Source organism: Vibrio sp. 811 (genome assembly GCF_033339195.1).
The window spans coordinates 1-1,052 of sequence record NZ_JAWOUB010000118.1; the positions used below are offsets into that span (position 1 = coordinate 1).

At 47.9% G+C, this 1,052-nt stretch carries 1 protein-coding gene and 1 pseudogene; one reads left to right on the forward strand and one right to left on the reverse strand.

Going from position 1 to position 1,052, the window contains the following annotated elements; translation table 11 throughout:
* A partial coding sequence (locus tag R7Q46_RS25220; protein ID WP_318077944.1) for a DUF2860 family protein occupies window positions 1-278 on the forward strand: 278 nt, incomplete at its 5' end.
* Between the two features lie 56 nt (window positions 279-334).
* Here the strand turns inward: R7Q46_RS25220 and R7Q46_RS25225 are convergent.
* Window positions 335-973 (reverse strand): annotated as a pseudogene (locus R7Q46_RS25225) (ATP-binding protein); the annotation flags it as partial.
* Window positions 974-1,052: the final 79 nt, after the last annotated feature.

A 1,052-nucleotide genomic window follows, 5' to 3' on the forward strand; every position in this document is an offset into this window, starting at 1 on the left:
CCTTTGACGTAAGTTGGTTTAAATTCATCAACCGTCATCGTTTAGCCTTAACCGCAGGCTATGCACTCAAAGATTATCAATCGGCTAGCCAAACTTTTGCGAAAACGCGCAGTGATGACACCTTGAGCTTGTTTGCCGCTTACGAATACCAAAACGTGTTTGATTGGCAGAACTGGTCGTTCATTTCCTTCGCGGGTTATAGCCAAACCGATTCAAACATCACCTTTTATGACGAAAATGAATACCTTTTGTCGTTAGGCTTTAACTACAGCTTCTAACATGGTTCTCGCGGCGAACATGTGAATACTCGCCGCGAACTCCTCTCAAATGACCACTACACGGCTTGAGCCGTGAGTTGTTTCAGCAATCGGTCCATCGCGCGATACCCCAAAGCTTCAGCCAGATGAGGCCGCTCAATCTGCTCAGCACCTTCTAAATCCGCTATCGTGCGGGCCACTTTAATGATGCGATGATAGGCACGAATCGATAATCCCAGCCGATGGAGTGCAGTTTCGAGAAATTCCGCATCGCTTTTTTGCAATGGGCAAAATGCCTCAATCTCACGGCTGCCAAGCAGTGCGTTGACTTTGCCGTTTCGATTGAGCATGCTCTCGCGAGCAAGACTGACGCGCTCTTTGACGAGTTCCGTGGGTTCACCTCGATCACCACCTTCCGCCAACGTGCCTTTCGGTAAGGATGGAATTTCTAACGACATATCAAAACGGTCGAGAAGCGGTCCCGATAAACGACCTAAGTAACGCAAAATAGCTTGAGGGTTAGTGCGAGCTTGATTCCCTTCGTAATAGCCAGTTGGGCTTGGATTCAACGCGCCCACTAGCTGAAAACGAGCAGGAAAGCGCGTTTTTCCTTGTGCGCGCGAAATGATGATCTCACCCGATTCCAGTGGTTCTCGTAACGAGTCCAACACTTTACGGTCAAACTCCGGCATTTTCCTAATATCGAGTTTGAGTAATAAATATTGTCAATTTGAGACTTTGAATGTTGTGAGTGTTGTCCGAATTAGTGGAGCGCATCGCTTCAGATGCTAGCGG